Annotated in this window: 22 protein-coding genes and 4 pseudogenes; 14 read left to right on the forward strand and 12 right to left on the reverse strand. The window is 65.4% G+C overall.

Annotated features, from left to right (window positions below):
• Positions 1-333 precede the first annotated feature (333 nt).
• The 5 genes from OKW26_RS40535 (at position 334) to OKW26_RS40555 (ending at position 4129) form a co-directional block, all read left to right on the forward strand.
• Complete coding sequence (locus OKW26_RS40535) at positions 334-471, forward strand: hypothetical protein (protein WP_167368637.1); 138 nt, start codon at positions 334-336, stop codon at positions 469-471.
• Positions 472-497: 26 nt separating this feature from the next.
• The gene (locus tag OKW26_RS40540; RefSeq protein WP_429357042.1) at positions 498-1058 is read left to right on the forward strand and encodes a sigma-70 family RNA polymerase sigma factor; all 561 of its coding nucleotides are present in this window, start codon (positions 498-500) and stop codon (positions 1056-1058) included.
• The gene (locus OKW26_RS40545; RefSeq protein ID WP_184066823.1) at positions 1058-1966 is read left to right on the forward strand and encodes an anti-sigma factor family protein; all 909 of its coding nucleotides are present in this window, start codon (positions 1058-1060) and stop codon (positions 1964-1966) included. Before OKW26_RS40540 ends, OKW26_RS40545 begins: the two co-directional genes overlap by 1 nt.
• Positions 1967-2062: 96 nt before the next feature.
• Complete coding sequence (locus OKW26_RS40550) at positions 2063-3640, forward strand: FAD-binding oxidoreductase (protein WP_429357043.1); 1578 nt, start codon at positions 2063-2065, stop codon at positions 3638-3640.
• Between the two features lie 60 nt (positions 3641-3700).
• Positions 3701-4129 (forward strand): hypothetical protein, encoded by a 429-nt coding sequence (locus OKW26_RS40555; RefSeq protein ID WP_429357044.1) that lies wholly within the window; start codon positions 3701-3703, stop codon positions 4127-4129.
• Here the strand turns inward: OKW26_RS40555 and OKW26_RS40560 are convergent.
• The 8 genes and pseudogenes from OKW26_RS40560 to OKW26_RS40595 form a co-directional block, all read right to left on the reverse strand.
• A complete protein-coding gene (locus tag OKW26_RS40560; RefSeq protein WP_429357045.1) occupies positions 4126-5064 on the reverse strand; it encodes a DUF1571 domain-containing protein in 939 nt (312 codons plus the stop codon). The genes OKW26_RS40555 and OKW26_RS40560 overlap by 4 nt on opposite strands.
• 97 nt (positions 5065-5161) lie before the next feature.
• Positions 5162-6949: an AMP-binding protein gene (locus tag OKW26_RS40565; RefSeq protein ID WP_429357046.1), complete on the reverse strand. Its 1788-nt coding sequence runs from the start codon at positions 6947-6949 to the stop codon at positions 5162-5164.
• Positions 6950-6986: 37 nt separating this feature from the next.
• Positions 6987-8288 carry an acetyl-CoA C-acetyltransferase gene (locus OKW26_RS40570; RefSeq protein WP_184066838.1) on the reverse strand — a complete coding sequence of 434 codons (1302 nt, stop codon included), beginning with the start codon at positions 8286-8288 and terminating at the stop codon, positions 6987-6989.
• 59 nt (positions 8289-8347) lie between these two features.
• On the reverse strand, positions 8348-9280 hold the full coding sequence (locus OKW26_RS40575) for a MaoC/PaaZ C-terminal domain-containing protein (RefSeq protein ID WP_429357047.1): 933 nt from the start codon (positions 9278-9280) through the stop codon (positions 8348-8350).
• A gap of 14 nt (positions 9281-9294) precedes the next feature.
• Positions 9295-10710: a 3-oxoacyl-ACP reductase gene (locus tag OKW26_RS40580; RefSeq protein ID WP_429357048.1), complete on the reverse strand. Its 1416-nt coding sequence runs from the start codon at positions 10708-10710 to the stop codon at positions 9295-9297.
• 144 nt (positions 10711-10854) lie between these two features.
• Positions 10855-13354: pseudogene (locus tag OKW26_RS40585) on the reverse strand (acyl-CoA dehydrogenase).
• A 212-nt stretch (positions 13355-13566) separates the two neighbouring features.
• The gene (locus OKW26_RS40590) at positions 13567-14430 is read right to left on the reverse strand and encodes a TetR/AcrR family transcriptional regulator (RefSeq protein ID WP_429357049.1); all 864 of its coding nucleotides are present in this window, start codon (positions 14428-14430) and stop codon (positions 13567-13569) included.
• Positions 14431-14763: 333 nt separating this feature from the next.
• A complete protein-coding gene (locus tag OKW26_RS40595) occupies positions 14764-16014 on the reverse strand; it encodes an MFS transporter (protein WP_429357050.1) in 1251 nt (416 codons plus the stop codon).
• 371 nt (positions 16015-16385) lie between these two features.
• On the opposite strand from OKW26_RS40595, the gene OKW26_RS40600 reads away from it, so the two are divergent.
• Together OKW26_RS40600 and OKW26_RS40605 are read left to right on the forward strand one after the other, a co-directional pair.
• Complete coding sequence (locus OKW26_RS40600) at positions 16386-17795, forward strand: 3-deoxy-D-arabino-heptulosonate 7-phosphate synthase (protein ID WP_429357051.1); 1410 nt, start codon at positions 16386-16388, stop codon at positions 17793-17795.
• 118 nt (positions 17796-17913) lie between these two features.
• Positions 17914-18159, forward strand: coding sequence for a hypothetical protein (locus OKW26_RS40605; RefSeq protein WP_018418326.1), 246 nt, complete (start codon positions 17914-17916; stop codon positions 18157-18159).
• 148 nt (positions 18160-18307) lie between these two features.
• Here OKW26_RS40605 and OKW26_RS40610 read toward each other — a convergent pair whose 3' ends face one another.
• Complete coding sequence (locus tag OKW26_RS40610) at positions 18308-18709, reverse strand: DUF6566 family protein (protein ID WP_429357052.1); 402 nt, start codon at positions 18707-18709, stop codon at positions 18308-18310.
• A gap of 224 nt (positions 18710-18933) precedes the next feature.
• Here OKW26_RS40610 and OKW26_RS40615 point away from each other — a divergent pair, with 224 nt between their 5' ends.
• From OKW26_RS40615 to OKW26_RS40625, 3 genes are all read left to right on the forward strand, one after another.
• On the forward strand, positions 18934-19308 hold the full coding sequence (locus OKW26_RS40615) for a phage holin family protein (RefSeq protein WP_090804170.1): 375 nt from the start codon (positions 18934-18936) through the stop codon (positions 19306-19308).
• Positions 19305-19607 (forward strand): hypothetical protein, encoded by a 303-nt coding sequence (locus OKW26_RS40620; protein WP_262419791.1) that lies wholly within the window; start codon positions 19305-19307, stop codon positions 19605-19607. Before OKW26_RS40615 ends, OKW26_RS40620 begins: the two co-directional genes overlap by 4 nt.
• Before the next feature lie 115 nt (positions 19608-19722).
• On the forward strand, positions 19723-19911 hold the full coding sequence (locus OKW26_RS40625; protein WP_018418322.1) for a hypothetical protein: 189 nt from the start codon (positions 19723-19725) through the stop codon (positions 19909-19911).
• Between the two features lie 231 nt (positions 19912-20142).
• On the opposite strand, the gene OKW26_RS40630 is transcribed toward OKW26_RS40625, so the two are convergent.
• On the reverse strand, positions 20143-20445 hold the full coding sequence (locus tag OKW26_RS40630) for a DUF4148 domain-containing protein (protein ID WP_184029736.1): 303 nt from the start codon (positions 20443-20445) through the stop codon (positions 20143-20145).
• Positions 20446-20738: 293 nt separating this feature from the next.
• Positions 20739-21179: pseudogene (locus OKW26_RS40635) on the reverse strand (SDR family oxidoreductase); the annotation flags it as partial.
• Here OKW26_RS40635 and OKW26_RS40640 point away from each other — a divergent pair.
• The 3 genes and pseudogenes from OKW26_RS40640 to OKW26_RS40650 all read left to right on the forward strand — a co-directional run.
• Positions 21178-21345 (forward strand): annotated as a pseudogene (locus tag OKW26_RS40640) (LysR family transcriptional regulator); the annotation flags it as partial. The pseudogenes OKW26_RS40635 and OKW26_RS40640 overlap by 2 nt on opposite strands.
• A 268-nt stretch (positions 21346-21613) precedes the next feature.
• Complete coding sequence (gene pstS / locus OKW26_RS40645) at positions 21614-22651, forward strand: phosphate ABC transporter substrate-binding protein PstS (RefSeq protein WP_429357053.1); 1038 nt, start codon at positions 21614-21616, stop codon at positions 22649-22651.
• Positions 22652-22757: 106 nt separating this feature from the next.
• Complete coding sequence (locus OKW26_RS40650; protein WP_184066858.1) at positions 22758-23186, forward strand: YciI family protein; 429 nt, start codon at positions 22758-22760, stop codon at positions 23184-23186.
• A 156-nt stretch (positions 23187-23342) separates the two neighbouring features.
• Here OKW26_RS40650 and OKW26_RS40655 read toward each other — a convergent pair whose 3' ends face one another.
• Positions 23343-24074: a GlcG/HbpS family heme-binding protein gene (locus OKW26_RS40655; protein WP_090804175.1), complete on the reverse strand. Its 732-nt coding sequence runs from the start codon at positions 24072-24074 to the stop codon at positions 23343-23345.
• A 354-nt stretch (positions 24075-24428) separates the two neighbouring features.
• On the opposite strand from OKW26_RS40655, the pseudogene OKW26_RS40660 reads away from it, so the two are divergent.
• Positions 24429-24560: pseudogene (locus OKW26_RS40660) on the forward strand (tautomerase family protein); the annotation flags it as partial.
• Between the last annotated feature and the right edge of the window lie 112 nt (positions 24561-24672).

Consider the following 24672-nt stretch of genomic DNA (forward strand, 5'->3'; position numbering starts at 1 on the left):
CTTGTGAGCACATAAGCATCCGATAACGCGGGACTGTAACGTTGAGTTACGAATCAGCTGGTCAATGTCGTCTTCTTCCGGTCTCTCCAGGCATTGCCGGCATGGTTGGCGGAAAAGGAAGAACATAGGGGCATGTTGCGCGACCACGGCGGCGGCGTCGAAGCGCCGCGAAAAGCCCGGAGAAACAGCGCAGCGAAACAGCGCCACGACGGCGATGGAATAAACCACGCGATCGCGGCGTTGAGTCCAGTATGGCAGTACCGCATTCCGCGGCCTGCCGCCCGCCGCGCCGGTCGGTCGATCGCGTGCCGGGCATCTGCCAGGAGGCTCACCATGAAAGCATCCCGTATTCTGTCAGCGCTCTTCGTCCTGCTCGCGCTCGCGTGCGGCTCCCTCGCGCACGCGGCCGATACCGACAACGCCGCGTCGGGTTCGAGCAACAACAGCAACAGCAGCGGCGGCGGCTACTAACGCCGCGACCGGGCCTGGCACGCCGGGTGACATTCGAAGCGGAAGTGATCGCGTGGCTGCCCCAGCTGCGCCGCTATGCGCGCGCGCTGACGGGCGACCGCGCCTGGGCCGACGATCTCGTGCAGGATACGGCGGAGCGCGCGCTTGCGCGCTGGTCGGCATTCCGGCCGAACAGCAACCTGCGCGCGTGGCTGCTGACGATCCTGCGGCATCTGTACATCGACCAGCTGCGCGGGCGCCGCGAGATCGCCGTCGACGACGAAAGCGCGCCGTGGCGCAATCTCGAGGCGCCGCAAGGTGAGGTCGACGGTCTGGTGCTGCGCGACGTGCAGCGCGCGCTGTACTGCCTGCCGCTCGAGCAGCGTGAGGTGCTGCTGCTGGTGTGCGTCGAGGAGCTGTCGTACCAGCAGGCATCGAGCGCGCTGGGGGTGCCGATCGGTACGGTGATGTCGCGGCTGTCGCGGGCGCGCGAGCATATGCGCGCGTTGCTGTGCGAGGAGCCGCCAGGACCGATGCACGGACCGCAGCCCCGTGCGCCGCGGGCGGCGCATAAAGTCGCGCCGCTGAAAGTGGTGAGAAACCGATAATGAACAACGACGACTCCGATTCCGGCTTGCATGACGAGCTCGATCTGCGCGCGCTGTCGGCCTATGTCGATGGCGAATTGCCGGAAGAGCAGCGCGCCGCGATCGAAACGCAGCTCCGCCAGCATCCGCAGGCCACCGCGCGCGTGGCCGCGTGGCGCGCGCAGAAGGCGGCGCTGCGAGCGCTGTGCGGCGCGCCGGACAGCGATGCGCGGCAAGCGCAAGCAGGGCAGCGGGCCGACGATCGGCAGCAAGCCGCTGAAGCCGGCGAGCGAAGCTATGCAGGCAGCCAGCCCACGGAGGCGGAGGAGCCGGCTTTTATCGTCGTGCGTCGGACGCGGCCGTGGTGGCAGCGCGCGGGTCTCGCCGCCTGCTGGCTCGCGGCTGGCGCCGGGCTCGCGCTGGCGCTCGGTCCGCTCGCGCCGCGGCTGACCGGCGGCGCGTGGAGCGGCTTCGGCGGACAGCCGGCCGGTTTTGCGCAGCGCGCGGATGTCGCGTATGCGGTGTACTCGCCGGAGCGGCGTCATCCGGTCGAAGTCGCCGCGAGCGAAGAGGAGCATCTGATCACCTGGCTGTCGAAGCGGCTGAATCGTCCGCTGTCGGTGCCGTCGCTGCAGGAGTATGGTTATTCGCTGGTGGGCGGCCGGCTGTTGCCCGGCGAGGCCGGGCCGGCTGCGCAGTTCATGTACGAGAACCAGACCGGCGCGCGCCTGACGCTGTACGTGACCGGCGTCACCCGCAACGAAACCGCGTTCCGTCTGTTTCGCGACGGCAACCGCCGCACCTTCTACTGGATCAGCGACGGCATGGGCTACGCGCTGTCTGGCGCGATCGCGGAAGGCAAGCTGCGCGAGATCGCGATCGACGTGTGCAGCGAGCTCGGTGGTAAGCCCGAGACGTGGCAGCAGTAGCGGGCGGTAGCGTGTCGTCAAGACCGTTAGCGGCGACGCACGCATAGCTGCCCGCGCGACTGCACCCGCGGGTCGCCCGACCGACAAGGAGACGCCTTGCCCCAGACGCTGCCGCCCAACCTGTCCGCCGCGCAGTTCGACCGGGCGCTCGCCGGCTGGCGCGCGATCGTCGGTGAAGCGCACGTGCTGCGTTCCGACGCCGGCCTCGCCGCCTATGGCGATCCGTTCGCGCCTGGCGAGCCGGGGGCGTTTGTCGCGAGCGCCGCGCTGCTGCCCGCGTCGGTCGATGAAATCCGCGCGGTGCTGCGCATCGCCAATCAGTACCGGATTCCGCTGTGGACCGTGTCGACCGGGCGCAACTTCGCGTACGGCGGCGCGGCGCCGCGTCTCAGCGGCTCGGTCGTGCTCGACTTGCAGCGCATGAACCGCATCCTCGAAGTCAACGAAACGCTCGCCTATGCGCTGGTCGAACCGGGCGTCAGCTATTTCGATCTGTACGCGCATCTGCGCGACAAGGGCTACAAGCTGTGGGTCGATCCACCGGCTGCCGGCTGGGGCAGCGTGGTCGGCAACACGCTGGAGCGCGGCTTCGGCTATACCGACTACGGCGATCACGCGGCGGCCCAATGCGGGATGGAGGTCGTGCTCGCCAACGGCGACGTGCTGCGCACCGGCATGGGCGGCGTCGAGATCGGCACTGCGTGGCAGCTGTATCAGCCGGGCTACGGGCCGTCGTTCGATGCGATGTTCATGCAGTCGAACTACGGCATCGTGACGAAGCTCGGCGTGTGGCTGATGCCCGCGCCGCCCGCGTATCTGCTCGGCGAAATCCAGTTTCGTCGCGAGGCCGATCTGGAGGAGATCGTCGAGATTCTGCGGCCGTTGCGGCTCGACGGCACGATCCGCAATCACGCGGTGATCGAGGGTGGATTGCGGCGCGCGGCGAGCCTGTCGCCACGCCGGCAGTGGTACGACGGCGCGGGCGCGATGCCCGGGAGCGCGGTGCAGGCGATGCTCGACAAACTCGGCGTCGGACGCTGGAACCTGCATTTCGCTCTGTACGGCACGCCCGAGTTGATCGATGCGCGCTACGCGCTGATCGAGCGCGCGTTCGCGCGGGTGCCAGAGGCGCGGCTCACGGCGGCGCGCTATGCGGGCGATGCTCAGCCGACTGGCGGTGGCGATCGCAACATGGCCGGCATTCCCGCGATGACCGCGTTTCGCATGCTCGACTGGCGCGGCGGTGCGGGCGCGCACGTCGACTTCGCGCCGATCTGTCCGGCGACCGGGCGCGACGCGATGCGCCAGTACACGATGGTGAAAGCGCGCGCCGCCGAATACGGCTTCGACTACTACGGTGGCTTCACCGCGGGCGCGCGGCATCTGCATCATATTTTCGCGGCGATTTTCGATCGCGACGACGCGAACCAGGTGGAGCAGGCCGGCGCGCTGCTGCGCTCGCTGATGAGCGACGCGCGCGCGGCCGGCTACGGCGAATATCGCGCGCATCTCGCGTACATGGATTTCGCGGCCGCGCAATACAGCTTCAACGACGGTGCGTCGCTGCGCTTCGCCGAAACGCTGAAGGATGCGCTCGATCCGAACGGCATTCTCGCGCCGGGCAAGCAGGGCATCTGGCCGGCGGCGTGGCGCGACCGGCGGGGGTACACGTGAACGACGCGTGCGGACACGCACGGCAGACCGAAGCGCAAACAGAACGGAACGTACACGCCAATGGATCGACGCACTTTCATGCTCACCGGCGCATGCCTCGCGACGGCCGCGGGCGGCGCATGGCCGTGGCTCGCGCAAGCCGCCGCGTGCGCTGACGATGCGCGCGCGTTCGCGATCGTCGACTCGACGCTCGAATGCGGCGCGTCGTTCGCACGCTATGCCGCGCATCTTCGCTTGCCGACCTTCGAAACCGGCGACGATGCGGGCGCGCTCTGGTTCACCACACTTGCGCCACTGCTCGACGTTGGGCGGACCCCGCACGCGATGCCCGCGCTGATCGGCTTCACGCGCGCGTCCGATTACTTCGTCCTGCAACACTTCGCGCTTCGCACGGGACGCTTCGTCGAGCATCGTCACGAAGCGCGCGAGGGGCTGGACGCGCAACCCGCCCACGTGGCCTTCGCGCTGACCCCGCGCAGCGCGCGCTAGAACTTGTAGTCCTTGTTCTTCGGATCGAAGGTCGAATCGTCGAATGTCTTCGGCGTGATGCTCTCGAACACGATCTGCTCGAAAATCTTGCCGTCGTTGTCGTAAGACTGGACGCTGCGAAAGAACGGATGACGCAGATCGAGCCCGAGCGTTTCCTTTTTCGCGTAGAACTGTGGCTGGCCGACCGGTGTTTCGAACGTGAACGCGACGACGCGCACACCGTCGATGGTCTTCACTGCGATCCGCACCGAACGTGGCAAGCCGGCCTCGGTGTATTTTTTTCCTTCACTCAGGTATTGATCGGCAACGTACTCGGTGCCGAGATCGCGCACGCTGTGATTCGATTGCGAGCGTGCGAGCGCGCCGGTCAGCGACGTCCACAACGGCATCACGTTCATGATGCCGCCGAGGTGGCCGTAGGTTTCGTCGCTACGTTTCGATTCGTCGTAGATGATTTCCTGGCCCGCGTGCGCGCCGTCGGGCAGCCACTTCGCGTAGATGCGCAGCGGGTCGTGCGCGACGCGCACCAGCATGTGATCGGGCTTGTCGGGCCAGATGCCGCGAATGCGCTCGGAGCGCGACATCGTGAACTCGTACGACGGGTAGTCGTTCGGCCCTTCCTTGATATAGCGCGGCAGCGCGAGCGGATCGAGCGACTGGAACAGCGCGACCAGTTGCGCGTCGTCGAGCTTTTCGAGCGTGCCGCTTTGCTGCGCGGCGCGCAGCCATTTGACCTGCTGGTCGAGCGTCAGCATGCCGACCTGCGCGGCCGGCGTGGTGGGTGGCTTGACGGCGCTCGCGGTGTTGAGCGGGGGCGGGCGATCGTCGTTCTGCGCGAAGGCCGTCGGCACCGACAGCAGGCCGAGCGCGACGAGCAGCGCACCCAGCAAGCGCTGTCGCCGGCGATGCGAACGGGCGGACATGCGGTGCTTCATGAATTTCTCCAGAAAGTGACGCGGCCGCTCATGCAACCTGCAAGGCAATAACGCGAAGCAACAAAGCAATAACGCTTTGAAGCAACGCTTATTCCCGTCAGGCGGACTTCTGTTTCGCGAGTTCCTCGTCGCGCAACGCACGGCGCAGAATTTTGCCGACGTTGGTTTGCGGCAGCTCGTCGCGGAACTCGACGAGCTTCGGCACCTTGTAGCCAGTCAGATTCTTGCGGCAGTACGCAATCACCTGCTCGGCGGTCAGTGTCGGCGTGCGCCGCACGATGAACACCTTCACGCGCTCGCCCTGCGCGGGGTCGGACACGCCGATCGCGGCGACTTCGCGCACGTCCGGATGCGCGGCGATCACGTCCTCGATTTCGTTCGGATACACGTTGAAGCCCGACACGAGGATCATGTCCTTCTTGCGATCGATCAGACGGATAAAGCCGTGCGAGTCCATCACGCCGATGTCGCCGGTCGCGAGCCAGCCGTCGTCGTCGATCACCTTCGCGGTTTCGTCGGGGCGGTTCCAGTAGCCCTTCATGACCTGCGGGCCCTTCACGCACAGCTCGCCCGCCTCGCCGATATTGGCCCAGCTGCCGTCGTCTTTTCTGAAGCGCACCTGCGTGGACGGCGCGGGCAAGCCGATCGAGCCCTCGAAGTCGCGCAGATTGGTCAGATCGACCGGATTCATCGAGACGATCGGCGAGCACTCGGTGAGTCCGTAGCCCTCGATGATCGGCTTGCCCGTCACCGCCTTGAAGCGCTCGGCGACGGCTTTCTGCGTCGCCATGCCGCCCGCCATCGCGAGCTTCAGGTCCGAGAAGTCGCGCCGACAGAATTCCTCGTTGTCGAGGAACGCGTTATAGAGCGTGTTGACCGCGGTCATGCCGGTGAATTTTTCGTGACGGATGATCATCATCACGCGCTTCATGTCGCGCGGATTCGCGATCAGGATGTTGCGCCCGCCGAGCCCCATGAAGATCAGCGCATTCACGGTCAGCGAGTAGATGTGATAAAGCGGCAGCGGCGTGAGCACCGTTTCGCCCTCGCCGGACAGCTGCCCCGCGGCCCACGCCTTCGCCTGCAACAGATTGGCGAGGATGTTCCGGTGCGTGAGCATCGCGCCTTTCGCGACGCCGGTCGTGCCGCCCGTGTATTGCAGGAACGCGATGTCTTCGTGGGTCGCGCGCACCGGTGTGTGCGGCCGCGCATAACCGGCCGAAAGCGCTGTCAGGAGCGGCACCGCCTGCGGCAGCTTGTAAGGGGGCACCATCTTTTTCACGTGACGCAGCATGAAATTGAGCAGGTGTCCCTTCAGGTTCGCGCCGTCGGCGAGCAGATCGCCGAGCCCGGTCACGATCACGTTGCGCACCTTGGTGCCGGGCAATGCATCTTCGAGCGTCTTCGCGAAGTTCTCGAATACGACGATCGTCTGCGCGCCGCTGTCCTTTAGCTGGTGCGCGAGTTCGCGCACCGTGTAGAGCGGATTCACGTTGACGACCACCGCGCCCGCCTTGATCGTGCCGAACAGCGCGACCGGATACTGGAACGTGTTCGGCAGCATGATCGCGACGCGCTCGCCCGGCTCCACGCCGATGCTTTGCAGGTACGCCGCGAACGCGCTCGCCTTGCGGCCCAGTTCACCGTACGTCAGGTTCGCGCCGACGCTCACGTACGCGACGCGCTCGCGGAACTGTGCGATGCATTCGTCGAAGAACTGATCGATCGACTCGTATTGCGTGACGTCGATGTCGCGCGGCACGTCGTCCGGATAGGACGCGTACCAGATGCCGTCGGTGTTCGGAGCGGGGTGGGGCACCGGGTTTCGACGAGGCGTGCCGCCTGCGTCCGGCACGTGCAGCGGGGCTTGGGTGGGCTCGGTCATCGGTTGCCTCCTGAAAATGTTGGTATGCGCTGCCGCGCTAGCGTTCCAGAATCGCGACGACCCCCTGGCCGCCCGCCGCGCAGATCGAGATCAGCCCGCGTGCACTGCCGGCCGGTTTGTCGAGTTGCGCCAGCATCTTCGCGAGCGCGGCGACGATACGTCCGCCCGTCGCCGCAAACGGATGGCCGGTCGCGAGCGAACCGCCGTTCACGTTGAGCCTGGTGCGGTCGATCGCACCGAGCGCGCCGGCGAGGCCAAGCTGCGTGCGGCAATATTCGTCATCCTGCCATGCCGCGAGCGTGCACAACACCTGAGCCGCGAACGCTTCGTGGATTTCGTAGAAATCGAAGTCCTGCAGCGTGAGGCCGGCGCGCGCGAGCATGCGCGGCACCGCGTAGGCGGGCGCCATCAGAAGGCCTTCCTGCTGGTCGAAAAAGTCGACCGCCGCGGTTTCCGACCAGCTCAGATACGCGAGCACGGGCAAGCCACGCTCGGCCGCCCACGCTTCGCTCGCGAGCAGTACCGCGGATGCGCCATCGGTCAGCGGCGTCGAGTTGCCGGCGGTCAGCGTGCCCGCGTCGCGGTCGAACACGGGCTTCAGGTTCGCAAGCCTTTCGAGCGACAGGTCGGCGCGCAGGTTGTTGTCGCGCGCGAGGCCTTTGTACGGCGTCATCAGATCGTTGACGAAGCCGCGCGCGTACGCATCGGCGAGCTTGCGATGGCTCTCGTACGCGAGCACGTCCTGCGCCTCGCGCGAGATGTTCCAGCGCTTGGCCATCAGCTCGCAATGCTCGCCCATCGACAGCCCCGTGCGGGGCTCGCCGTTGCGCGGCAACAGCGGCTTGAACAACATGCCGGGCCGCAGCCTGCTGAGTGCGGCGAGACGCTGACCGGTACTCTTGCCGCGATTCGCTTCGAGCAGGATCTTGCGCATGCGCTCGTTGACGCCGATCGGCGCGTCGGACGTGGTATCGACGCCGCCCGCGATGCCCGCGTCGATCTGCCCGAGCGCGATCTTGTTGGCGACGAGGATCGCGGCTTCGAGGCCGGTGCCGCAGGCCTGCTGCACGTCGTAGGCGGGCGTTTCCTTCGCGAGCGTGGTGGACAGCACGGACTCGCGCGTCAGGTTGAAGTCGCGCGAATGCTTGATGACGGCGCCCGCCGCGACTTCGCCGAGACGCACGCCGTGCAGGTCATAACGATCGATCAGCCCTTGCAGCGTGAAGCTCAGCATGTCCTGATTCGATGCGCTCGCGTACGCGGTGTTCGAGCGGGCGAACGGAATCCGGTTGCCCCCGATGACGGCGACGCGGCGCACGGCAGGTTGCGGGTGGGACATGCTCGGCTCCTTTGGGTCGTTCCCAGATTATTGGTCGATGCGAACGGCGCGCTCGCGGTTCACAGCAGCCGCCACTGCATGCGCCCGCGCAAATGCGGCTTTTCCCCGGCGATATCGCGCACCTCGAGATCGCGCTCGATCAGCGAAGGCGATGCGCTCCACAGCGACGCTTCGCCCGGCAGCAGCATCGGCACCTTGAACTCGGCGCTGAGCGTTGCTTCGGCGAGCGGCTTCGGCGGCTGCAGCGACGACGCCGCGCGCGCGAGCGTCCACATGCCATGCGCGATCGCGCGCGGAAAGCCGAACGCCTTCGCCGACAGCGCGCTGATGTGGATCGGGTTGTAGTCGCCGGACGCGCTCGCGTAGTCGCGGCCCAGTTGCGGCGCGAGCTGCCAGCGCGCGATCCGTTGCAGCGCATCGGGGCCGAGCGTCAACGCTTCGAGCGGATGGCCGAGCGCCGGCACCGCGCGCTTCAGATAGACGCTGTCGCCGTCCCACACCGCCTCGCCGCGCCGATAGATGCGCGTATGCACGACGAACGCCTGACCTCTGTCGTGACGCAGCAGCGCGCCGAATTCGACCTCGATGCGCAGCAGGTCCTTGTAGGCGAGCGGGCGGCGCAGCCGCACGTGATTGGCCAGATGCACGAGACCGAGCGCGGGCCACGGAAACGCGGGGTCGGTCAGCATCAGCAGATGCAGCGGAAACGCGAGCAGGTGCGGGTAGGTCAGCGGCACGCCGTGCTCGGGAATGAAGCCGCACGCGCGCGCATAGCGCCACACGGGGCCGGGCTCGAGCACGACGGCGGGGCGCACGAGCCGCAACGGCGGCAGCCGCGTGTCGCGGCCGCGCTTGACGATGCCCGTCAGCGCGCGCCCGTACAGCTTGGCCGGCGCGGGCAGCGTTTCGATGACGACGGTTTTCGGCCGCGCGCCGTCGCCCGGCGCGGGAGCGAGCTGACGGCTGCCGAACGGATCACGCGGTTCGTCCATACCCATGCTCCCGTTCAGGCGCCAATCAGGCTTTGACCGCACACGCGCACGACCTGGCCCGTCACGCCGGCCGAGCCCGGATGCGCGAGCCACGCGATGGTCTGCGCGACGTCGACGGGCTGGCCGCCCTGGCTCATCGAGTTCATGCGGCGGCCGGCCTCGCGGATCGCGAGCGGAATCTTCGCGGTCATCTGCGTTTCGATGAAGCCGGGCGCGACCGCGTTGATCGTGATGCCGCGCGCGCGCAGTGGCGGCGCCATGCTCTGCACCCGGCCGATCACGCCAGCCTTGGACGTCGCGTAGTTGGTCTGGCCGCGATTGCCCGCGATGCCGCTGATCGACGACACCGCGACGATGCGCCCGCCGTCGCGCAAGATGCCGCCCGCGAGCAGCGCGTCGTCGATGCGTTCCTGCGCGCTCAGGTTGATGTCGATCACGCTTTGCCAGACGGCGTCGGTCATCTTCGCGATGGTCTTGTCCTTCGTGATGCCGGCGTTGTGCACGATGATGTCGACGCCGAGCTCGTCGAGCGCGGCGGCGATCTGCGCGGGCGCTTCGGGCGCGGCGATGTCGAACGCGAGCGGGCTGCCGTTCAGCTGCCGCATCGTCGCATCGAGCGCGTCGCGCGCGGACGGAATGTCGAGGCCGATCACATGCGCGCCCTCGGCCGCGAGCACGCTCGCGATCGCCGCGCCGATGCCGCGTGCCGCGCCCGTGACCAGCGCGCGCCGGCCGGCGAGCGGCTGGCGCCAGTCGAACGCGGGCGCGTCGTGCGGCAGCGCGCCATGTGCCGCGATCCGCACCACCTGACCGGACACGTAGGCCGAGCGCGGCGACAGGAAAAAGCGCAGCGTCGCCTCGATGGCGTTTTCAGCGCCTTCCTCCACGTACACGAGATTCGCGGCGATGCCGCGCCGCGCTTCCTTGCCGAGCGAGCGCACGAGCCCTTCGAGCGCGCGCTGGGCAGTCCACTGACGCGGGCTCGCGCAGGCCTCGGGCGGCCGGCCCAGCACGACGATGCGCCCACACTTGCCGAGCGAGCGCAGCGTGTCGTGGAAAAAGCCGTGCAGCGGTTCGAGCAGGCTGCTGTCGTCGATACCGCTCGCGTCGAACATCAACGCGGCAAGCTTGCCCGGCGCACCGGCTTCGGCCGGCTCGAAGCGGCCGGTCATCAGGCCGTGGCGATGGGCGAGCGGCACCCACAGCCCGGCGCTTTCGTGCGCGACGCTCGTCATGCCGATGGTGGCGATCAGCCTCGCGAGCGCGTCGAACAGGCGCGGCTCGCAGCCCGCGCCGATCGCGATCAGTCCGTCGAACTCGGGCCGGTCCGCGCGATAGCGCCGCAGCACCTCGGGCTTCGGCAGCCCGAGCGAGCGCGCGAGACGGCCGCCGAACGGCGAGTTGACGAACTTCAGGTAGGAGTCGTTCATGTTATCGGTTGCTCCGCTGGACGCGCCGCAGGCAGCCCCGTGATTTTCAGGGGCGCCGGACGTGTGTCAGTGTGCCTTGAGTTGCGTGACTCCGGTACGGTTTGCCGCGCTGGGTCGGTAGTTTTTTCTCCGTGAGCGCGCGCATCAGGCCACCAGTTCCAGCGCCTTTTCGAGCGCCTGCTTGCGCTGTTGCAAGCTCGCGAGCAGGTCGAAGTCGGCCGGGAAATCGTCGACCTTGACGACCTGCGCGCCGTAGCGCGCGTAAGTCGTCGAGCACGCGCCGCTCGTCCGCGTCGACGAGGCCCTGGCGTTGCGCCGCATCGGTCCATGCGGCGAACTGCGGCAGGCTTTGCGGCAGCGGTTCGAGCAGACCCTGCTTCACCGCCTCGCGCAGCTTCTGCTCGATTTGCGTGAACTGCGGATTGAGCGCGAACGCGAGCTCGCCATAGCCGAGCGCATCGACGTCGGGGTGCGGCACGTACGAGTCGGCGACGAGCCGCTCGCGCGCGGCGCCGGGCGTTTGCATCAGTTCGGCGATCTCGCTGCCGAGCCGGTCCGACGGCTCGCGATGCGGCAGGCCGAACGGGAATGCGAGCACACGCACGAGCGTCGCGGCGACCCGGTTCGGGTAGTTCGCGAGCACGCCGTCGAGCGCGTGCTGCGCCTTGTACAGCGCATCCTCGACGCCCCACCGCACGAGCGGCAAGTCGTCGTGCTGTCGGCCTTCGTCCTCGAAACGCTTCAGCGTCGCCGAGATCAGGAACAGCTGCGACAGCACGTCCCCGAGGCGTCCCGAGATGCGTTCGCGACGCTTCAGATCGCCGCCGAGCACCAACATCGACACGTCGGCGAGCAACGCGAACACGGCCGACAGACGCGTCGCCGCGCGATAGTACGCATGGAGCGGCGCATACGCGCGGCGCGGCTTCGCGATCAGCGCGCCGCCGCTCAGCCCATACACGGCACTGCGCACCACGTTCGACACCGTGAAATTCACGTGACCGAAGAACGCCGCGTCGAACTCGCGCAAGGCTTTCGCGCGATCGGGCTCGCGCGTCGCCGTCATTTCCTTCAACACGTACGGATGGCAGCGAATCGCGCCCTGGCCGAAGATGATCAGACAGCGCGTCAGAATGTTCGCGCCTTCGACGGTGATCGAGATCGGCATTTGCTGATACGCGCGCGCCAGAAAGTTCGACGGCCCCATGCAAATCCCCTTGCCGGCGACGACGTCCATGCCGTCGTTGATGACCATGCGCGCGCGCTCGGTGATGTGATATTTGGCGATCGCCGAAATGACGGAGGGCTTTTCGCCGAGGTCGACGGCCTGCGCGGACAGGCGGCGCGCGGCGTCCATCACGTACAGGTTGCCGCCCATGCGGCCGAGCGCTTCCTGCACGCCCTCGAACTTGCCGACGGCGGTGCGGAACTGGCGCCGAATCGCGGCATATGCGCCGGTGCCGCGCACGGCGATCTTCGCCATCCCGACGTTCGACGACGGCAGCGAGATCGCGCGGCCCGCCGCCAGACACTCCATCAGCATGCGCCAGCCGTTGCCGACCTGGGCGCGTCCGCCGATCACCCAGTCGAGCGGAATGAACACGTCCTTGCCCGAGTTCGGGCCGTTCTGGAACACCGCGTTCAACGGCCAGTGACGCCGGCCGATGTCGATGCCAGGGTGGTCGGTCGGAATCAGCGCGCAGGTGATGCCGGGTTCGTCGTTCGCGCCGAGCAGATGGTCGGGGTCGAGCGCGCGGAACGCGAGGCCGAGTACGGTCGCGATCGGCCCGAGCGTGATGTAGCGCTTGTCCCACGTGACGCGAAAGCCGAGCGTCTCGCGGCCCTCGTGCAGGTCCTGGCAGACGACGCCGACATCGGGAATCGCGGCGGCGTCGGACCCGGCATACGGGCTCGTCAGCGCGAAGCAGGGGATTTCCTCGCCGCGCGCGAGACGCGGCAGATAGTAGTTCTTTTGCGCGTCGGTGCCGTAGTGCATCAGCAACTCGGCCGGGCCGAGCGAGTTCGGCACCATCACCGACACGGCCGCGGCCGAGCAGCGCGTTGCGAGCTTCATGATCACCTGCGAATGCGCGTACGCGGAGAACTGCTTGCCGCCGTACTGCTTCGGAATGATCATGCCGAGAAAGCCGTGCTGCTTGATGAACTGCCACGTTGGCGGCGACAGGTCCTGCCAGACCATCGTGGTTTCCCAGTCGTTCGCGAGCTCGCACAGTTGCTCGCATTCGACGTCGAGGAACGTCTGCTCTTCGGCGCTGAGCACGGCCGGGCCATAGCCGAGCAGCGTGTCCCAGTGCGGGCGGCCCGAGAACAGCTCGGCATCCCACCAGACCGTGCCCGCCTCGATCGCGTCGCGCTCGGTCGGCGACATCTGCGGCAGGATCTTGCGGAACGTGTCGAGCACCGGTTTCGCGAGCCATGCGCGGCGCAGCGGTTTGATCGTCAGCACGAGGGCGGGGAGTACGAACACGATCGCGAGCAGTGTCGTCAGCAGCGGGCCGGCCGCGCCGCTCACGAGCGCGGCCGCGACCCAGACGATCAGCGCCGCGAGCCACCATGAGGCGCGGGCCTGAACGTAGACGAGAGCGAATGCGGCGATGACGAGCGCCAGGATGAACCACGGCATGACGTTTCCTCCTCTGTGGTGACGCAATCGCCGGGCCAGCTGCGAGTCGCGCACTTGCGTCGGGCGTTACCGTGTCTTACCGATTCGACTGACGGGCACGGCGCAGCTGCGCAACGTAAATGTACTGCTCGGGTAAGCGAGCTCGATCGGGTTCCATGTACGACGTGTGGTGGTTACGTCGAGTGATGACGCAATGACGCCGTGAGACGTCGTCAGGCGGTGCCGTGCAGCCCATGCTGATAGCTTGCCGGCGCCGCTTCCATAGTGCCGCCGCGGCTGTTGCTGTCGAACGTGTCGCGTGCCACTGCGCACGCGGCCGCCTCGCCGCTGGTGTGTTCTTGCGCACTGGCGAACGTGCCGTCCACGCCGCCGTCGGTCGCATCGCCGAGCACGGCGCCGAACGCGGCCAGTTGCGAGCCGTCCGGCAGCGGCGCCTTCAGCGCGGAGACCATCAGCGACGCCAGGCGCGCGATGAGCTGCAGATCGTTCATCGACTTGCCTTGCGAGAACTCGGCAATCAGGCTGTCGGTATCGGTGCCGGCGAGCACCCCCGACAGCGCGCCGATCGCGAAATGCAACCGCCAGCCGAGCTCCTCGCGCGGCAGATGCGGCAGCGCGCGCTGGAACGCGTCGAAGAAGCGCATCGCCACCGCTTCGTAATGCGCGTTCAGAAAGTCGCGGATGAACGACGAGGGGTCGGTGTAGGCGCGCCCGAGCAGGCGCAGAAACGCTTTGCCGTCGACACGCGGATCGCGCGACAGGCGCAGCGCCGGAATGAACATCGCGCCGAGCACGTGCTCGCAGGTCAGGCGCGCGCCGAGCATGACGTCGAAACGGTCGAGCAGCTTCAGGCGCTCCCGGTTCAGCTGATCGAGCCGGCGCGACAGCATCGAGTGAATCAGCGACTCCTTGCTGCCGAAGTGATAGTTGACCGCCGCGAGATTGACTTCGGCGCGCGAAGTGATCTGGCGCAGCGACATCGCCTCATAGCCGCATTCGATGAACAGCGTCTCCGCGGCGTCGAGAATGCGTGACTTCGTATCGCCGGCATGCCGGCCAGGTGTGCGAACTGCCATGTTGCCGTCTCCCAGTTGCCGGGGCTGCCGGCTCGCAAACACGCGATTCAAATCGATATTTGAAACGACCGTTTTTTTTAGGATAAGAAAGGATGGTCGGTGCGATCAAGGGACGGGCTCGACGAACTCCTCTAGAAGACCTGTCGGGGAGCCATGCTGGCGAAGCGCGGCGCGTCATGCCGCGCGGAAAATAAAAAGACCGTTCCGAACGAATCGGAACGGCCTCGTGTCGTGTTGCGATGTAATCTGGCCTTGCGCTCGACGACCGGGTTGACCCGGCTCCCACGCGCTGACGCGTATTGGCTAGCCGTCTGGTTCGAAAGCCTCAAGCTCTTAAACTCGTCCTCCGACCGCGCCGTCCGTCGATTCCGCGCCGACGACTTCACGCGCGGACTGCGTCATGTCGATGCCACGGCGCTCGCGACTGAACGGAATCAGCGCGCAGATCAGGATCGCGACGATGCCGACCACGATCGCCAGCACGAGCGCGTAGTTGTTGCCGTGCACTTCGGCGATTTTCGCTTGCAGCGGACCGTTGACCGACGCGATCAGATTGCCGAGCTGATACACGAGACCGGGGAAGGTCGCGCGGATTTCATCGGGCGAGATTTCGTTCAGGTGCACCGGAATCACGCCCCAGGCGCCTTGCACCGAGATCTGCATCAGGAACGCGCCGAGCGCGAGCAGGATCGGCGTGGTCGAGAAGGCCCACAGCGGCAGCACCGGCAGCGCGATCAACGCGGCGATGAAAATCGCGCGCTTGCGGCCGATCTTCTCCGACGCCCAGCCGAAGAACAGACCCCCGCAGATCGCGCCGATGTTCAGCGTGATCGTGATCCACGACACCGTGTGCGCGTCGAACTGGCGCTGTACGCGCAGGAAGGTCGGATACAGATCCTGCGAGCCGTGCGAGAAGAAGTTGAAGGCGGTCATCAGGATGATCGCGTACATCGACAGACCGACGTTCAGCTTGAGCGTCGCGACGAGGCCAGGACGGACCTTCTTCTCGAGCGTCTTGAACGCGGGCGACTCCGGCACGTGCGCGCGAATGTACAGCACGAGCAGCGCGGGCAGCACGCCGACGAAGAACATGCCGCGCCAGCCGAGGTATTGATAGAACAGGCCGAACACGATCGACGCGAGCAGGTAGCCGCTCGGATAACCGGCTTGCAGAAGACCCGACACGATACCGCGCGACTTCGTCGGCACGGTTTCCATGGTCAGCGCGCCGCCGACACCCCATTCGCCGCCCATCGCGATACCGAATAGCGCGCGCAGCACGAGCAGCGTCATCAGGTTCGGCGACAGACCGGACAGCAGTTCGAGCAGCGAGAAGCACGCGATGTTGACCATCAGCGTCGGACGACGGCCGTATTTGTCGGCGAGCCAGCCGAAAATCAATGCGCCGAGCGGGCGCATCATCAAGGTCAGCATGATCGCGACTGTGACCGAAGGAATGTCCGTATTGAATTCCTGCGCGATATCTTTCAATACGAACACCATCAGAAAGAAATCGAATGCGTCGAGGGTCCAGCCTAGATAGGCGGCGATCGTGACGTTTCTCTGTTCCCGAGTCCAGCTCATTGGTCGTTCTCCTGAGTCCCCACAAAACCGCGTTTGATCGCGGACGGCACCGTAGCCCTTGCGCCTTATGGCAAGCGCTTCCCGGCGAGTGTACGCCGAGCGTTAAACGTCTGCATGGTTGAAGCCGGTTTTCTCCGTGTTAATCCGGAGAGCAATTTTCGTGCTGAATTCGTCATGCATGTTCAATGTCGGAAAAATGTAATTGCCGGTTCGATTCATGTTTGTATTTTGTAATGTTTATCGGGATTTCCCAGCGCCCATTTTTTATGAAGTTTATGGCAATGGCGTTTTGACGGGGCGGCCCGTGCCGGTCCGCGCGCCGCATCGAACCTTCATGTACAGTTATTTCGCCAACTGATCGACATATCGCTATGTCCTTGACGCCATCGCCTTCGTTGCTCGACGAGATGCTCGACGCTGTCGCGCGTCGCTATCGCCTGCCGGCGCTTGCGGCCGTCTGCGCGCCGACGCAGCAAGCGAGACCCGCCACCGTGCTCGCGCTCGCGATCGAGCAGGCTCGCGAGGCGAGCGCGCGTGGCGAAGCGCCGGATGCGGCGAACCAGCGCTTCTTCGTCGAGGCGCTCGCGCGCATGATTCGGGAGGCGATGCGCGAGGAAGCCGGCGACCCGGTGTTTCAGGCGATGCTGCTACGGCATCGCAGCACGGTGGTGCGCGAGTACGCGTCGCTGGCCGCGCACGCGAGCGTCGATCGCCGGCTGATCTACGCGGCCGTCAATGCGATCGCACATCCGGCCAAACAGCAGCGGCTGCTACCCGGCCTGCAACGCGACGCGCTGGCGCGTCTGCACGCGCTGGCGTTCGCCGAAGCGTGGCCCGAGCTGGCCGAAGCCGTGCAAGCTTGCATCGATACGCCGCAAATCGCGCACGACGCGGCGCTGCAACGCGGCCTCGCGCAATTGCTGGAGAGTGCCGCTTTGCAGCGCTTGCGCCGTCTTTACGCGCTCGCGTCCGACGCGCGCGTGCGTCAGTACCAGACGCTGTGGGATCGCCAGGGGCCGCGCCCGGGAAGCTCGACTGCCGTGGCACGAGGCTTGAGTTCGAAGCAGCGCGGCGCCGCGGTCGAGGCATCGGCCGCCGATGCGCTCGACGCGCTCGCGCGGCGCCTCAATGACGCGCAGGGTGCGCTCGCCTCGTACCGTGTCGTGAACTCGATGCGCGTGCCGGCCGCGATACCCGCGAGCCACGAGCGCGCGAAAACCGAATGGGACGTGGTGCTGCTGCGCCAGGCACAGCCCCCGGCCGACGCGGCGGCGTGGGACGTCTGCCTGCTCGTCGAAGCGAAGGCATCGGTCGATGCGGCCACCACCGATCTGCCGCGGCTCGTGCGTGGACTGACGCTGCTTGCGCATGCGGACCCGCACACTGTCTACCCGTTTCGGACGCAGCAGGGGACGGTGGGCTTGAGCGGCGCGTCGCTCGCCGCGCTGACGAGCGACGGGGCCGGTCTTCGCAGGACCGTGCTCTATTGCTGCGACGCACCCGTCGAAGCGGCGCCGCGCGTGCTGGGCCCTGCGAGCCGGATGCAGCTGCTGTCGGCGCACGCCAGCCTCGATTTCGCGGCAGCACTGGCGGATGGCCGTGATGCCGATTGCGCGGTGCTGGAACCGGTGTGGCATCAGTTGCTCGAATCGCCGAGATGGCGGACGGCGCTCGACCAGTACGCAACGCTGCGCGAGGTCCGCGAATTGATGGTTCATCCGGACGACTTGCGGGCCGCCGTCGGCATCGCCGACGCAAGACGGTTGAGCGCGGCGCGCTAGGCCTGCCAGGTCTGCCTGGGGCCAACGCAAGCGCTGTGCCGCAGTCGCGGCGCGATTGCATTGGAGGTGGCGCGCGCGTTGCTCGTAGCAATAGATCTTCGAGCAAAAAGGAGTGGTGATGGAAACGCCGTCGAAGCGACTGTCGGACACACAGGTGCAGGTTGCCAGCAAGATCTACGGATTTCGTTCGCCACAGGAGGCGGACCGTTTCGTGCAATGTCTGCGCGACGGCGACGCGAGCCGCTGCGTCGCGGACGTTCCGCCCGAGACAGCAACCGATGCCTATCCCCCCGGAACCCGCACAGGGTCGGGCGCGGGCATGACGATCGGGCCGCCGCCGGGCGGGCTCGATAGCGACGAGTAACGCGTTTGCGCCGGATCGCCGGCGCGGGCACGGTTCTAACGCCTCGGCGATCAAAAAGACAATCTCGACCCGGACAATCCGTCGAACCCGCAATTACAACATTTGCAACGTGCGCGTATTGCAACGTGCGCGTGTGGCGACGCCCGCGTCAGCGCACCGGCCCCAGCGACGCCGACAGAGGTGCGGAGCCGCCACCCAGCGTCCGGTCGATCAGATAGCGGCCCTGTTCGATGCCGGCGCGCAACGCTTCCGCCTCGGTGAGCCATTCCGGCGTCACGGGCTCCACGTTGGCCAGATTGGCGGGTATCTCCAGCGGCCGGCCCTGGCGGGAAATCGACACGTCGGCGATCCAGGCGCCTCGCGAGTTCCGATGCGCGGTCACCGTGATCAGCGCGCCGCGGTGCGCGTCATGCATCGCGTGGTGGGAGCCGGGCTCGGCGCGCGCGGCCGGCATCGCGCGTCCGTCCGCGCTAGCCATATCGGAGCCGGTCTCGCCGATGCTTGCGCCGGCGGTGCGGTCAGTGTGATCGGTTGGGGGGAGCGGGGTCATGCTGTCCTCGGCGAGCGAATGATCTGCCTGATTCGAGCAAGCGCTGTGCCGCCAGGGCGAACGCGTGCAGGCATCCGTCCATGAACGGGCACGCGGCGTGCGAGCGCTCAGCGCGGGCCCGGCTCTTGCGCTGCGTTCAACGCTGGCGTCGCTTCGCTCTGTCGGCCGAGAGGCGAAGTCTTTGCTGATGGCGGTCGGCGCAAATGAATCGTAAGGAGGACGGAATGTCGATCCATGCGAAGGTCACGAGGTGGCGCAACGTCGGGCGATTCTGCGTCGAACGTGTAACCGACTATAGCGAACTGCTCGCGCTGGAAGTCGAGGAGACGCGAAAGCGTCTGGTGCGCGAGTTGAGCGCACTCATGGCGTTGGCAGTCGCGGGCCTGTTCACGCTGTCCTTCATTTGCATCGCGATCATCGCCACCGCGTGGCAGACGCCTTACTTCCTTGCGGTGGTCTGGGGCGTGGCCGCCGCGTGGCTGCTCGTGTGCATCGTGTCCTTGCTCGTCTTGCGGGCGCAGAAACCGGCGCAATCGCTTCACGTGCTCAAGGCCGAGATTCATTCCGATCTCGACGCTCTCAGGGAGTCGCTCAAATGAGTCAGCCACATCACGCAAATGAGCTTGCCCGGGTCACCATTCTGGAACGCATGGAGGCATCGCGAGCCGCATTGGTCGCGGCGAACCAGACTGCCGCGTTGCCGGCGGTGCGGGCCGCCTCGCGCTCCTCCGCCGGCAATGTGCTCGCGTCGCTCGCCCAGGCGCCGCATGTTGCGCTGCTTCTCGCGCTGGTGATTGGCGGCATCGTGCTGGGGCCGCGCCGCACGCTGTCGATCGCGGGCCGTTCCGGTCTTGCGGCGTGGATCGCCCGCAATGTGCGGCGGTCGATCGCGCAGTGACGCCCTGAGCGAATGCAGCGATCGGACCAGGCAAAGCAGAATCGCCTCAGCGAACCGTGTGCAACCCTACCAGCCTGCTAGACTGGAAGTTCCCCTGCAAGCCATGGAGGGAAATATGACGACCGTCTACGTCGTAAAGACCGGCGAAAAGTTCCTCTGCACGGCAGAGGACGGCGATATCGGCATGGCACCGGAGATTAAGGAAGCCACGTCCTTTCGCTCGTATGAGGAAGCGAATAAAGTCGCGAACGAGCACGCCGACCCCGGATACGAAATCCTGACCATCGACGTTAACAAACGCTGACGAGGTGTTAGCTGTTTGCGCCCAGGCGCTCAGCGAAACAAGGCTGGCAATACAACAGGCGCCATGCGACATGGCGCTCGGGTCGGGTGCGTCCGAAATCGTCGTCATGACGGCTTCGGGCATTCAGGCGGCGGCCGAAACCACTCTGCAAGCGCGCATAGCACGACACTCCACGCCGTCCCCGGCGGGGACGGCATGCTCTGCATCGTCGAGCTGGTCAGGCGAGCAGGCTTACGATCCGCCAAAGAACACCGGCTTCATCCCACTCGTGCTGGCCGGATTACCCATCTGCTGCGTACCGCTGGTCGCGGGGCCGTAGCCGCTGCTTTGGCCTGCGGCAGTGGCGTTGGTGGTCGGCATGTTGGTAGGAAAGTCGACGGTATTCGCATTGGCCGGATTGAAGCCGGCTTGCTCGAGCTGAGCGATTTCTGCCTGCACTTGCGCGTGCGTCAGCGCCCCGTCCGACTGCGCCAGCGATGCAACTGACACAGCCATGACCGCGACCGCGCAAGCTGTGTGGACTAACGTCTTCATGATGGCCCGCCTCCTTGTTGGTTACTCCGGCTGACTCGCGCTTTGCTTTTCGCGGTTCAACTGATCAAAGGTTAGGTGAGGAACCGCACAGTGGTCGTTTATTTTTCATGGTAAGGGGGTTCGTCCATCAGCCGACGCTGGTCGACGCTAGCGCCCGAACGCTCCGATGTCGGCCGCGCATCCGAGACCGTACCTCCGGACACGAGCCGACATCATCGAAGCGTGGGTCAAGCAGCCGTTCGCGGGTCGTCGTCGAACATCCGCATTCCCGCGGGTGCCGTCGTCAAGAAAGCTCAGGTGCGCGTAATCGAAGCCCCACCGTCCACCAACGAAGCGGTACCCGTCACGAAGGACGAATCGTCGGAAGCAAGGTAGAGCGCCGAGCGGGCAATCTCTTCCGGCTTTGCGACCCGCTTGAGCGCGTGCAGCCCGGTCACGAACGTCTGCGATTCGGCCGTATCGTTCATACCGCGATACATCTGCGTGTCCACCGCGCCCGGGAGGATCGCGTTGACGCGCACGCCTTGCGGGCCGTATTCAGCCGCGAGCGCTTGCGTCAGTCCGATCAGCCCGACTTTGCTCGCGGCATAGGCGGCGGTCCCCGGGAAGGCGAACGAGTAGCCGACGAACGTCGACGTGAAGATGATCGACCCACCGCCTTGCTTGATCATTTCAGGAATCTGATGCTTGGCGCCGACAAACGCGCTCGTCAGGTTGGTGGCCAGCGTCGCTGACCTACGCGCAGGCCGGCTCGTCCAGGTATTGCCTGAATACCGTTTGCCGGATATCGATGTGCTCGCGCTGTATCCGAGCCGTCGCCACGTGAGCGCAAAAGTTCGTGCGGCAATCGATTTCCTGGTCAACGCGTTCTCGGGCGTGCCACCGTGGGACGAGAAGTGAAGGGATGTCTGAGGTGTGTCGGCTATCCGGAAACCGGATGCCTGCAATTGGGGAAGAGGCCGCCGTGCACGGCGCGTTCGATAGCACGATTCAACTGGAATTCGGTCTGTCACCGTTCTTTAATGTGTCGTATGGCGCGTCATGCCGGAGACCTGACACACCCGATGAAAACTGCACATTGAATCGCCGGCACGGTCGCCCTCCAACGAGTTGACGCAGCAGGTCTGGATCAGCGATGTCCCGGAACAAGAACCGACGGGAGACATTCGTGAGAACAATCGACGCCATCATGGCCGGTCTGATCTGCTGTTCATGCGCAGCCGCGGCCTACGCCGCCGACATCAAGGGAGCCGGCAGCACGTTCGCCGCTCCTCTCTACACCCGATGGGCCGCCGACTACCAGAAGTCGGGTGGCAGCACGGTGATCTATCAGGGCACGGGTTCGTCCGATGGGCTCAAGCAGGTCATCGCCCGGGAAGTCGACTTTGCGGGCTCGGACGCGCCACTGACCGACGATCAACTGACCCGCAACGGCTTGCGGCAATTTCCAATCGTAATCGGCGGCGTGGTACCCGTCGTGAACCTTCCGGGGCTCAAAGCCGGCGAGGTGATGTTGACGGGGCCGATCGTCGCCGACATCTATCTCGGCAAGATTCAGTTCTGGGACGACCCGGCAATCGTGCGGTTGAACCCAAAGATCAAGATGCCTAATTACCCGATTGCCGTGGTGCGTCGCCAGGATGGCTCGGGCACGACGCTGATCTGGACTCACTACCTCGCGCAGGTCAGTCCGGAATGGAAGCGCAGGGTAGGCGAAGGCACTAGCGTGCGATGGCCGCTCGGCATCGGCGGCAAAGGCAACGAGGGCATTGCCACGTACGTCGGCTATCTGCCCGGCGCAATCGGCTATGTCGCATGGGATTTCACGAAACAGAACCGCTTGAAGTACGTTGCCATGACCAATGCGGCGGGTAATGTCGTTCAGCCCAGCGCCGCGACCTTCAAGGCAGCCGCGGCGAGCGCCGACTGGTCGGGCTCTCTCTCGCAATCGCTGACCAACCAGCCGGGCAAGGATGCCTGGCCGGTCATGGGTGCGACTTATGTGTTGCTTCCCGCGATGCCGAACAAGCCGGGCCACGACGAAGCCACCTTGAAGTTTTTCGAATGGGCGTTGAGTCATGGTGGGCCGACGGTCAACGCGCTGGATTACATACCGCTTCCGGAGCCGGTCGTGACGAAGATCCGCGCACAATGGCCCGCCGATACAGGCGAAAAGTCGGTGCACAACGCGTTCGCGGTGCCGTGACCAGCAATCGTGTCTTGCGCGTGTCGATTTCCCCTATGATCATTCGTCGTAGTCACTGGAGGCGCCGTTGCCTCCAGACACTTTCGTCTTCTAAGGGAAAACCCAAATGCGCGTCATGGTCATGATCAAGGCAACCCCCGAATCGGAAGCCGGGCAAATGCCGAGTACCGAACTCCTCACGGCGATGGGGCAGTACAACGAGCAATTGGTCAAGGCCGGCATCATGCAGGGCGGCGACGGGTTGAAGCCGAGTTCGGCCGGCGCTCGCGTGAGGTTCTCAGGGAAGGACCGCACCGTCATTGACGGCCCGTTTGCGGAAACCAAGGAATTGATCGCCGGGTACTGGCTCTGGCAGGTTCAATCGATGGACGAAGCGATTGAATGGGTAAAGCGCTGCCCGAATCCGATGGTCAGTGATTCAGAGATCGAGATTCGCCCGTTCTTTGAGCCTGCGGACTTTGGCGAAGCTTTTACGCCCGAGCTTCAAGACGAGGAAAATCGTCTGCGCAGGCAAATTGACGGGCAGATGCGTTGACGATTTTCACCGCATCACTCTGCGGGTACGAACGCACTCCAGATCCGACTGTCCGAGACGCTACGCGGGCTTCCGATACGTTGTCCGGAAGCCCGATGCCACGGGTCGATGATTGCCGTCGTCAGTGGGTGTCGCCGGCCAACCGTTCGAAGCCGGTCAGTGCGAAGGTATCTGCTCGATCTTATCGGCGCTCAGGTCGCTCGGGAAGCAATGAGGATGCTCAAAGCCGATCGGAGATCCGCTCGTTGAATAGACGATGTTATCCGTGTTGTTCGGGCCTTGGCCGGCGGGTACAGTGCCGAGCCCCGCGAGCTTGCGCATGCGATAGGCGATCGCATGATCGGCGCAGGCGCTATCGCCGCTCACGCCCAATCCTCCAATGACTTTCCCTGCTGCATAAAGCGCGACGCCGCCGCCGAAGGTAATGACGCCGCCAAGCGTGTGTCCGATGCCGCTGCCCTGTTCGAGGAAGCGCGCGTCAAAAGGATTCGAATTATTCAGGCCGTAAAGGGAGCCGCCCGGCTGGGCGGCCGCATAGAGATTTGCCGTCGATAGGGCGAGTGCGTCGTTGCTGAAACCGTTCGCGGTATAAGCCTTCGCGATTGCAATGGCCCGGCTACCGGGCCAGGCGTCGCCGGTCACGATCACCGAACACAGATGCCCCTGCCGATCGACAAGGGCCGCCCACATCCGGTTAGGCTTGAAGATCCCGCCGTTCGCATCGGGCAGGTTCACGACCGTATTCAACTGCTTTTCCACCAATGCGACCGTACCTTGAGGTAGCGTGCATCGGGCTTGTGGGACATCATCATCGCCAGAGGCACGACTTTCGTGCGAAAAGGACGCAATACAAAACGCTGCGACAGCGACGGTAAGCATCTTACGCATGACGATTCTCCTGACGATCGATTTGACAGCAGGCACGCTGTGGGCGAGAACGCGAACAAACAATAGGACAGCCAATGAAATAAACGACTCATCGCTGTTGAATGTCGGTGGCGAGTTCCCGGCAGCGAACGTATCTCGTTGATCTGGGACTTCGTGTAAATAGTGAAGACCATCATGCAAGGGCAATTGGCCAAAACAGAGTGCCCGTCAGCCATGCCTGCCTGGCGTTCGACACTGCTACGGACGCGAGCGACGATCGGCTCGCCAGAGCGTGGTGCGGCGACGGTTTTGATCGATTGGATGGCGCGGCATATAGTTGGCGCGTGCGCAACACTCTCATCGGAGATCGACGCAATGCCTTATCTACAGCTTGATGTAAACGATCACTACTCTGTCGAGAGCAAAAGACTGCTCGCGGCGAAAATGAGTGAGACCTATGCTCGGATGATGTCGGTGGACGTCAGGCGAATCAGCGTAGGCGAGCGTTGAGGGTCCGGGTTCCGCGGCCTGTATTTGCGCATGGCCGTATGACGTCGGCGATATGCGGGAACCACGAGGGCGCCAGGATCGGATCCGCCTCCGTTGCGCCACGACCTGA

Origin of the sequence: Paraburkholderia sp. 32 (assembly GCF_050435345.1) — a bacterium.
GTDB lineage: Bacteria > Pseudomonadota > Gammaproteobacteria > Burkholderiales > Burkholderiaceae > Paraburkholderia > Paraburkholderia tuberum.